This is a genomic window from Microbacterium sp. NPDC003461 (assembly GCF_053588335.1).
Genome location: NZ_JBSFPT010000007.1, coordinates 82,592 through 92,035, shown reverse-complemented (window position 1 = coordinate 92,035; position 9,444 = coordinate 82,592). Strand labels below are relative to the sequence as shown.

Annotated in this window: 7 protein-coding genes; 6 read left to right on the top strand and 1 reads right to left on the bottom strand. The window is 70.6% G+C overall.

Annotated elements, in window-relative coordinates; all coding sequences use genetic code 11:
• Window positions 1-117 precede the first annotated feature (117 nt).
• Genes ACWDR7_RS05030 through ACWDR7_RS05010 form a run of 5 tightly spaced genes read left to right on the top strand, consistent with a single transcriptional unit; the run spans window position 118 to window position 5,788 of the window.
• On the top strand, window positions 118-1,383 hold the full coding sequence (locus ACWDR7_RS05030; protein ID WP_449853832.1) for an ABC transporter substrate-binding protein: 1,266 nt from the start codon (window positions 118-120) through the stop codon (window positions 1,381-1,383).
• A 2-nt stretch (window positions 1,384-1,385) separates the two neighbouring features.
• On the top strand, window positions 1,386-2,432 hold the full coding sequence (locus tag ACWDR7_RS05025) for a carbohydrate ABC transporter permease (protein ID WP_449853831.1): 1,047 nt from the start codon (window positions 1,386-1,388) through the stop codon (window positions 2,430-2,432).
• Window positions 2,429-3,337 (top strand): carbohydrate ABC transporter permease, encoded by a 909-nt coding sequence (locus tag ACWDR7_RS05020; RefSeq protein ID WP_449853830.1) that lies wholly within the window; start codon window positions 2,429-2,431, stop codon window positions 3,335-3,337. Before ACWDR7_RS05025 ends, ACWDR7_RS05020 begins: the two co-directional genes overlap by 4 nt.
• A 2-nt stretch (window positions 3,338-3,339) precedes the next feature.
• Window positions 3,340-4,767 carry a GH1 family beta-glucosidase gene (locus ACWDR7_RS05015; RefSeq protein WP_449853829.1) on the top strand — a complete coding sequence of 476 codons (1,428 nt, stop codon included), beginning with the start codon at window positions 3,340-3,342 and terminating at the stop codon, window positions 4,765-4,767.
• A gap of 7 nt (window positions 4,768-4,774) precedes the next feature.
• Window positions 4,775-5,788, top strand: coding sequence for a LacI family DNA-binding transcriptional regulator (locus ACWDR7_RS05010; protein ID WP_449853828.1), 1,014 nt, complete (start codon window positions 4,775-4,777; stop codon window positions 5,786-5,788).
• A gap of 53 nt (window positions 5,789-5,841) precedes the next feature.
• On the opposite strand, the gene ACWDR7_RS05005 is transcribed toward ACWDR7_RS05010, so the two are convergent.
• Entirely contained in the window at window positions 5,842-7,194 is a 1,353-nt protein-coding gene (locus tag ACWDR7_RS05005; RefSeq protein ID WP_449853827.1) for a uracil-xanthine permease family protein, read from the bottom strand.
• 199 nt (window positions 7,195-7,393) lie between these two features.
• Between ACWDR7_RS05005 and ACWDR7_RS05000 the strand changes: the two genes are divergently transcribed.
• On the top strand, window positions 7,394-9,364 hold the full coding sequence (locus tag ACWDR7_RS05000) for a BCCT family transporter (RefSeq protein WP_449853826.1): 1,971 nt from the start codon (window positions 7,394-7,396) through the stop codon (window positions 9,362-9,364).
• Window positions 9,365-9,444: the final 80 nt, after the last annotated feature.

Sequence of the window (9,444 nt, the reverse complement as noted above, 5' to 3'; positions counted from 1 at the left end):
AACCCCCACTCACCCCGCGCCCCCCCACAATATCTGCCCCGGCCAGACGCCGGGGCCCCCCCCCCACGCCCGATGTCCCTACCCCAGAACACCCCGCACCCACAAAGGAGTGGAACAGTGACCACACGCGCCCTGCGCCGGACCATCGCCGGCGTCGCACTCGCATCGGCCGGCGGCCTCGTGCTCGCCGGCTGCACCGGAGGCTCCGGCGACGGCGGCGACGCCGGCGGCGACATCGAGCTGACCATCGCCACGTTCAACGACTTCGGCTACAGCGACGAGCTGCTGCAGGAGTACGAGGACGACCACCCGGGCGTGACGATCGTCCACAACCGCGCCGCCACCTCGAACGACGCCCGCGCCAACTTCTTCCAGAAGCTCGGCAACACCGGCCTGGCCGACATCGAGGCGATCGAGATCGACTGGCTCGCCGAGGGCATGCAGTACTCCGACCTGCTCGCCCCCGTGCCCGAGGACCTGAAGGGCCGCTGGCTCGACTGGAAGGAGGCCGCGGCCACCGACGCCGAGGGCAACCTGATCGGCTACGGCACCGACATCGGCCCGCAGGCCGTCTGCTACCGCTCCGACCTGTTCGAGGCGGCCGGGCTCCCGACCGACCGCGAGGAGGTCGCCGGCCTGTTCACGACGTGGGACGACCTGTTCGAGGTCGGCGCCCAGTACAAGGAGGCCACGGGCAAGCCGTTCCTCGACTCGGCCAACTCGATCCTGCAGGGCCTCGCCAACCAGCTCGAGGAGACCTACGAGGACGCGGACGGCAACGTCATCGCGACCGAGAACCCCGCCGTGCGCGAGACGTTCGACACCGTGATCGAGAAGGGCGTCCCGATCTCGGCCTACGCCGGCCAGTGGAGCGAGGACTGGTACGCCTCGATGGCCAACGGCGAGTTCGCCGCGATGCTGTGCCCGCCGTGGATGCACGGCATCATCTCGGGTGAGGCGCCCGACGTCACCGGCTGGGACATCGCGGATGTCTTCCCCGGCGGCGGCAGCAACTGGGGCGGCTCGTACCTGACCATCCCCGCCAACGGCGAGAACGTCGAGGCCGCGCAGGAGCTTGCCGACTGGCTGACCTCCCCGGAGATCCAGGCCCGCGCGTTCGCCAACGTCGGCGCGTTCCCCAGCCAGCCCGAGGCCTACGAGATGGCCGAGGTCACCGACGCGACGAACGAGTACTTCAACGACGCGCCGGTCGGCCAGATCAACTCCAACCGCGCCGACGCGGTCACGGTCACGCCCATCAAGGGACCGAAGTACTTCCAGTTCCACGAGGCGCTGAACCAGGCGGTCACCCGCGTGTTCGACGGGCTCGAGACGCCCGAAGAGGCGTGGGACTCGTGGGTCACCGAGGTGTCGGCCTTCTGAGCATGACCGCCACCATCGCGGAACGCGACGTGGCGCCCGGGGCTCCTGGCCCCGGGCGCCCCGTCCGCGTCCTCTCCTTCTCGCAGCGGCTGAGCCGGTGGGACGTCAAGCTCTCGCCGTACCTCTACATCTCGCCGTTCTTCATCGTCTTCGCCGTCGTCGGGCTCTTCCCGATCCTGTACACGGCCGTGATCTCGTTCATGGACTGGGATCAGATCCGCCGCTCGGGCGAGTGGGTCGCCTTCGACCAGTACGCCTGGATCCTGCAGCAGCCCAAGTTCTGGGTGGCGCTGGGCAACACGTTCAGCATCTTCCTGCTCTCGAGCGTGCCGCAGCTGATCCTCGCCACATTCATCGCGGCCATGCTCGACCGGCACATCCGGGCGCGCACGTTCTGGCGCATGAGCGCGCTGCTGCCGTACGTCGTGGCGCCCGTGGCCGTGGGCCTCATCTTCAACGCGCTGTTCGCCGACAACTCCGGGCAGATCAACGCGTGGCTCGGGTTCTTCGGGATCGGCCCGATCCCGTGGCACGTCGAGCCGTTCTGGAGCCACGTCGCGATCGCGACCATGGTCAACTACCGCTGGACCGGCTACAACGCGCTCATCCTGCTCGCCGCGATGCAGGCCATCCCGCGGGACTACTACGAGGCGGCGACGGTGGACGGCGCGGGTGCCTTCCGGCAGTTCTGGAGCGTCACGCTGCCCTCGCTGCGGCCCACGCTCATCTTCGTCATCATCACCTCGACGATCGGCGGCCTGCAGATCTTCGACGAGCCGCGCATGTTCGACCAGTTCGGTCGGGGCGGCGCCGGCTCGCAGTGGCTGACGATCACGCTCTACCTCTACGACATCGGCTGGGGCGAGTGGAACTTCGGACGGGCCTCGGCGATGGCGTGGATCCTGTTCCTCATCATCCTGGCCATCGGGCTGGTGAACCTGCTCATCACGAGGGCGCTCGTGCGCGACGAGGGCGCCAGAGGCCCCGTGCTCACGAGAGCCGAACGGCGCGCCCAGCGGCGCGCGCAGCGAAAGGAGGCGACGCGATGACCGCGCAGCAGATCGCGGGCGGCGACGCGACCGTCGCCGTCATCACGCCGCTCGGCAAGCGCGGCCGCACCGTGCGGATCCGCGGATCCCGCCCCGGGTTCTGGGTCTACGCGGGCCTGGCCGTCGTGCTCGTCGCCAGCGTGTTCCCGCTGTACTTCTCGTTCCTCATCGGATCGGGCGACGCGTCGACGCTGCGCGACCCGAACCGGTCGTGGATCCCCGGCGGCAACTTCTTCGCCAACGCCGCGGCGGTGATGAACGACTCGGCGGTCAACTTCTGGCTCGCCCTGTGGAACAGCGTGTGGAGCTCGACCGTCATCGCCGTGAGCGTGGTGGTGTTCTCGACGCTGGCCGGCTGGGCCTTCGCCAAGCTGCGCTTCCGCGGCGGCCCCGCGCTGCTCGCGTTCGTCGTGGCGACCATGGCGGTGCCGCAACAGCTCGGCGTCGTGCCGCTGTACGTGCTCTTCAGCGAGATCGGCTGGACGGGGCAGATCGGCGCGATCATCGTGCCGGCCCTCACGAGCGCGTTCGGCGTGTTCTGGATGACGCAGTACCTGCGCCAGTCGGTGCCCGACGAGCTGATCGAGGCGGCGCGCGTGGACGGCGCGTCCATGATCCGCACGTTCTGGACCGTGGGCGTGACGGCCGCGCGGCCGGCGGCGGCGATGCTGTTCCTGTTCACCTTCGTGACCGCGTGGAACAACTTCTTCTGGCCGTTCATCGTGCTCGACCGCCAGAACCCGACCCTGCCGGTGGCGCTGTCGCTGCTGCAGTCGAACTACTTCGTGGACTATTCGATCGTGCTCGCCGGCGTGGTGCTCGCCACGCTGCCGCTCCTGCTGCTGTTCCTGGTGGCCGGACGGCAGCTGGTGAGCGGCATCATGGCGGGCGCCGTGAAGGGATGATGATGCGCTCTTTCCCCGAGGACTTCCTCTTCGGTGCCGCCACGGCGGCGTACCAGGTCGAGGGGGCGGCGTTCGAGGACGGCCGCACCGCCTCGATCTGGGACGCCTTCAGCCGGGTGCCGGGGGCGGTGATCAACGCCGACAACGGAGACGTGGCGTGCGATCACTACCACCGCTACCGCGACGACGTGGCGCTCATGAAGGAGCTGGGGCTGCAGACCTACCGCTTCTCGACGTCGTGGGCGCGCGTGCGCCCCGACGGCGGCGCGGTCAATCGGGCCGGCGTCGACTTCTACAGCCGTCTCGTGGACGAGCTGCTGGAGGCCGGCATCCGCCCCTGGCCGACCCTGTACCACTGGGACCTGCCGCAGGCGCTCGAGGAGCGCGGCGGCTGGACCGCGCGCGACACGGTCGACCGCTTCGCCGAGTTCGCCGTCACGATGCACGAGGCCCTCGGCGACCGCGTCGACACGTGGACCACGCTCAACGAGCCGTGGTGCTCGTCGTTCCTGTCGTACACGGCCGGCGCGCACGCGCCGGGACGCCAGAGCGTGCGCGACGGGGTGCTGGCCTCGCACCACCTGCTGCTCGCCCACGGGCGGGCGGCCGCCGAGCTGCGCGCGCGAGATGCGGACGTGCAGGTGGGCATCACGCTGAACCTCACGGTCGCCGACGCGGCGGACCCCTCGGATCCCGCCGACGTCGACGCCGCGCGTCGCATCGACGGCCAGTTCAACCGCTGGTTCCTCGACACGCTGCGCCTCGGCGCATACCCGGCCGACATCGTCGAGGACATCCGGGCGGTCGACGCCGACGCGATCGCGGAGTTCGAGCGGGCGGTGCAGCCGGGCGACCTCGAGACGATCTCGGGGCCGCTGGACTTCCTCGGCGTGAACTACTACCACGGCGAGCTCGTGTCGGGCAGCCCCGCGCCCGTGCCGCCGCCCGCGGGCGAGGCGCCGACCGACCGCGTCACCGGCTCGCCCTTCCCGTCGCACGAGGGCATCCACTGGCACGACCGCGGACTGCCGCGCACGAACATGGGCTGGGAGGTGCAGCCCGAGGGGCTCACGCGCCTGCTCGAGCGCGTCGCGGGCGACCTGCCCGGCACGCCGCTGTACGTCACGGAGAACGGGGCGTCTTACGACGACGTCGTGGTGGACGGCGCGGTCGACGACCCCGAGCGCACGGAGTTCGTACGGGCGCATGTGTCGGCGGTGCTCGACGCCATCGAGCGCGGGGTGGACGTGCGCGGCTACTTCTACTGGTCGCTGTTCGACAACTACGAGTGGGCGTGGGGCTACGCCAAGCGCTTCGGCATCGTGCACGTCGACTACGACACGCAGCAGCGCATCGTGAAGCGCAGCGGCCGGGAGTACGCGCGGATCATCGCGGCACGCGCCGTCGATATGCCCGCGCGGGCATACTGAGAGAGGAATGACTCTACGGCCGGATGTCGACGCCGTCACGATCGAGCAGGTCGCGGCGCGCGCCGGCGTGTCCCGGTCCACGGTCTCGAGGGTGCTCGGCGGCGGCTCGCGCGTGAGCGCCGACGCCCTCGAGGCCGTGCGCCGAGCGATCTCCGAGCTGAACTACGTGCCCAACCGGGCCGCGCGCTCGCTCGCGTCGCGGCAGACCCACGCGATCGCGCTGGTGGTGCCGGAGGACACGACGCGGTTCTTCGGCGATCCGTTCTTCGCGGCCGTCGTGACCGGCATCAGCGAGCGGATGTCGCAGTCCGACCACGTGCTCAACCTGTTCATCGCCTCGGACGACCCCGGTGACAAGACGACGAGCTACCTGCGCGGCGGGAACGTCGACGGCGCGATCGTCGTGTCGCACCACACGAGCGACACGTACATCGAGCGCATCGCCGAGGCCGTGCCCGTGGTGTTCGGCGGTCGCCCCATCCGCGATCGCGACGAGTACTACTGGGTGGACGTCGACAACGTCGCGGGCGCGCGCATCGGGGTCGAGCACCTGATCCGGTCGGGCCACCGCCGCATCGGCACCGTGAGGGGGCCGCTCGACATGCCCGCGGCCGTCGACCGTCTCGACGGGTACCACGCCGCGCTGGCGGCGGCGGGGCTCGAGCCGGGCCCGGTCGTCGACGGCGCCTTCACGCTCGACGGCGGCGCGGCGGCGGCCCGCGAGCTGCTCGCGCGGGGGGAGCGGTTCGACGCTCTGTTCGTCGCGAGCGACCTCATGGCCCGCGGCGTCGTCTCGGCCCTGCGCGATGCCGGCCGCGGCGTGCCGGACGAGGTGGCGATCGTGGGCTTCGACGACTCGCCGCTCGCCACGAGCATCGTGCCGGCGCTCACGACCGTGCGGCAGCCGTCGCGGCTGCAGGGCTGGACGATGGTCGACGTGCTGCTCGCGCGCCTCGCCGGCCAGGCGCCGCCGCGCGTCACGATCCTCCCGACGGAGCTCGTGGAGCGCGACAGCGCCTGACGCGGAGTCGAGACCAGGCCGGCGGCCCCGATCTCTCGACCCCGCGGCGATCGTCAGGCCTCCTGCGGGTCGCCGCCGAGCTGCCCGACCGCGGGGATCGGGCCGCCGTCGTCCGCGCCGTTGCGCGTGGCGCGGGCGAGGAGGTTGCCGAGGTGGTAGATCGCGAACGCGGCGATCGTGCCGAGCGCGATGCCCTCGAGGCGGAAGTCGCCCCACTGCATCGTGTACTGCGCGATGGCGACGACGAGCGCCACGCCCGCCGTGTACTGGTTGACCGGCCGCGAGAAGTCCGAGCCGTTGTCGACCCAGATCTTCACGCCGATGATGCCGATCAGGCCGTACAGCGCCGTCGTCGCGCCGCCGAGCACCCCGGGCGGGATGGAGTTGAACAGCGCGCCGATCTTGGGCGAGAACGCGAGCAGGATCGCCGTGAGGCCCGCGATCCAGTACACGGCCGTCGAGTACACGCGCGTGGCGGCCATGACGCCGATGTTCTCGCCGTACGTGGTGGTGCCGGAGCCGCCGAACACGCCGGCGAGGGCCGTGGCGGCGCCGTCGCCGATGAGGGCGCGGCCCGTCTCGCGGTTGGCGCGCGGCGAGGTCATCGTGGCGACGCCGCGGACGTGCCCGACGTTCTCGGCCACGAGCACGAGCACCACGGGCAGGAACATCGGCAGCAGCGCCCACGTGCCGGGCGAGGCGAAGTCGGGGAACGCGAACTGCGGCGGGCCGAACCACGCGGCCTGGTCGATCACGTCGGCGGGGGTCATGCCGGCCTCGTTCGGCGTCGTGAAGTAGCCGGTGGCGGCCTCGTAGAGGTAGCCGACGAGCACGCCCACGAAGATCGAGATCCGGCCGAGGAAGCCCTTGAACAGCACGGAGAAGAGGATGATCGCCACGAGCGTGACGATGGCGCCGTCCGGTCCGCCCTGCACGCTGCCCCACGCGGCGGGCGCGAGGTTGAAGCCGATGAGCGCCACGATCGTGCCGGCCAGGACGGGCGGCATCGCCTTGTCGATCCAGCCCACGCCCACGACGTTCACGACGAAGCCGATGATCGCCAGCAGCACGCCCACCGACACGATGCCGGCGAGGGCCGATCCCATGCCGTTCGTCGCGATGGCGGCCTGCAGGGGCGCGATGAACGCGAACGAGGAGCCCAGGTAGCTGGGCAGGCGGTTGCGGGTGACGAGCAGGAACAGCAGCGTGCCGAGGCCGCTGAACAGCAGCGTCGTCGACACGGGGAAGCCGGTCAGCGTCGGCACGAGGAACGTGGCGCCGAACATCGCGACGACGTGCTGGAGGCCCATGGCGATCGTGGCGCCCCAGCCGAGGCGCTCGTCGGGGGCGACGACGGCGCCGGGCTTCACCGTGCGTCCGTCGCCGTGCAGGGACCAGAGAGGCATGAGGCTCCTTGTTGCAGGGGAGAACAAATCGATCCACGATACAGCCCGCGCCGTTTCGACCCGTTCCGGGCCGGTCGCCGAAAGGTCACGGCGAGGTAACGGTCGGCGGGGAGCCGGTGTGCATCGGGAGCGATGTCCGTACCGTGGCGCAGGGTGTCCCGAAGGGCACGTCCACCCGATCGATCAGCGAGCGGAGATCATGAGCGCCACATCGCGACCCGGGACGCCGGAGGAACCGCGCCCGAAGAAGCCCGTCACCAAGGTGCTGCGGGAGGTGACCCACCCTGCGCTGATTCCGGGAATCGGCGTCGAGGACACGGGAAAGACGTTCTCCACCAACTGGATCGTGTTGGGCTTGGCGGGGGCCCTCGTCCTCGTCGTGGTGATCTGGGGCTTCCTCGCGCCGCAGAGCATCGCCGACACCGGCAGCGCGTCGCTCGCGTGGGTGATGGAGAACTTCGGCTGGCTGTTCTCGGTGCTGGCCATCGCCACGATCGTCTTCATGCTGGTCGTCGGCTACGGGCGCACCGGCGGCGTGCGCCTCGGCGCCGACGACGAGGAGCCGGAGTTCTCGACCGTCTCGTGGATCGCCATGCTGTTCTCGGCCGGCATGGGCATCGGCCTGCTGTTCTGGGGGCCGGCGGAGCCGCTCGGCTACTTCCTGGACGTGCCGTACGGCTTCGACGCCGAGGCGGGCTCGCGCGACGCCATGCACGTAGCGCTCGCCCAGTCGATCCTGCACTGGGGCCCGATGGCCTGGGCCTTCTACGCGCTCGTCGGCGGCGCGATCGCCTACGCCGCGTACCGACGGGGCCGCCCGCCGCTCATCTCGGCGATCTTCGCCCCGATCTTCAAGGAGCGCACCGAGGGCTGGGCTGGCGCCATCATCGACGTCTTCGCGATCATCGTCACCCTCTTCGGCACGGCGGTGACGCTCGGCATGGGCGCGCTGCAGATCGCCAGCGGCGCCGAGTACGTCACCGGCATCGGCCCGCTGGGCAACATCGGGCTGATCGTGATCGTCACGGTGCTGACCGCCGCGTTCGTCGTGTCGGCCGTGTCGGGCATCAAGCGCGGCATCCGCGCGCTGTCGAACATCAACATGGTGATCGCGCTGATCATCGGCGTGATCATCTTCGTCGCCGGGCCCACGCTGTTCCTGCTCAACATCATCCCGTCGTCGGTGTCGGCGTTCCTCGCCGAGCTGTGGACCATGCTGATGCGCAACCCCGCGCAGGGCGAGGACGCCGCGGCCTTCGTGTCGGCGTGGACGAACTACTACTGGGCGTGGTGGGTCTCGTGGACGCCGTTCGTCGGCATGTTCATCGCCAAGATCTCGCGCGGCCGCACGCTGCGCGAGTTCGCGACCGTCGTGATCGTCGTGCCCGCGGCGGTGTGCATCGTGTGGTTCGGGATCATGGGCGGCACCACGATGTACTTCGAGGAGGCCGGTGCCGCGATCAGCGAGGCCGGCGCCCCCGAGGCGATCCTCTTCGCGGTCCTGAACGAGCTGCCCTTCGGGGTGGTGCTGTCGGTGCTCGCGATGATCTCGATCATCCTGTTCTTCGTCACCTCGGCCGACTCGGCGGCGATCGTCATGGGCTCGATGAGCCAACGCGGCAAGCCGGAGCCCTCGACCTGGGTGACGATCGTGTGGGGCCTCCTCCTGGGGGCCGCCGCACTCGCTCTGCTGCTGGCGGGCGGCGAGACCGCGCTGTCGGGGCTGCAGTCGATCATGGTGGTCACGGCGCTGCCGTTCGCGATCATCGTGATCGGCATCATGTTCGCCTGGGGGCGCGAGCTCACCACCGATCCCTACATCCTGCGGCGGCGCTTCGCGCGGGCGGCGATCGCGCAGGGCGTGCGCCTGGGGATCGAGGAGCACGGCGACGACTTCGTCTTCGGCGCGACGGAGGTCGCCCCGGAGCAGGGCGCCGGCGCGGGCATCGACACCGACGACCCGGCGCTGACGGAATGGTACGAGTCGGCGACGGAGCAGATCCCGGTCGTCAGCGCCCAGGACGTCACCCGCACGCTCGAGCCGGGCCGGATCCAGCCCAAGGGTCCCGGCGACCCGCGCCACACCGCCTCGGGCGATGCCTCGCTCACGGTCGGCGAGGACCGCCCCCGTCGCCGCCGCGAGCCGGACCCGGACGCCGGGCGCGACTGACGCGAGACAGCAACCGCGCGCCGAGACAGTGGCCTGACGCCGCTGTCTCGGCGCGCAACCGCTGTCTCGCGGCAGGTGTG

What these genes read in the sequence shown, in the direction of transcription:
- ACWDR7_RS05010 (WP_449853828.1), top strand. Translation starts at nt 4,775, where the DNA reads ATGACTCTACGGCCGGATGTCGACGCCGTCACGATCGAGCAGGTCGCG.
- ACWDR7_RS05025 (WP_449853831.1), top strand. Translation starts at nt 1,386, where the DNA reads ATGACCGCCACCATCGCGGAACGCGACGTGGCGCCCGGGGCTCCTGGC.
- ACWDR7_RS05005 (WP_449853827.1), bottom strand. Translation starts at nt 7,194, where the DNA reads ATGCCTCTCTGGTCCCTGCACGGCGACGGACGCACGGTGAAGCCCGGC.
- ACWDR7_RS05015 (WP_449853829.1), top strand. Translation starts at nt 3,340, where the DNA reads ATGCGCTCTTTCCCCGAGGACTTCCTCTTCGGTGCCGCCACGGCGGCG.
- ACWDR7_RS05020 (WP_449853830.1), top strand. Translation starts at nt 2,429, where the DNA reads ATGACCGCGCAGCAGATCGCGGGCGGCGACGCGACCGTCGCCGTCATC.
- ACWDR7_RS05000 (WP_449853826.1), top strand. Translation starts at nt 7,394, where the DNA reads ATGAGCGCCACATCGCGACCCGGGACGCCGGAGGAACCGCGCCCGAAG.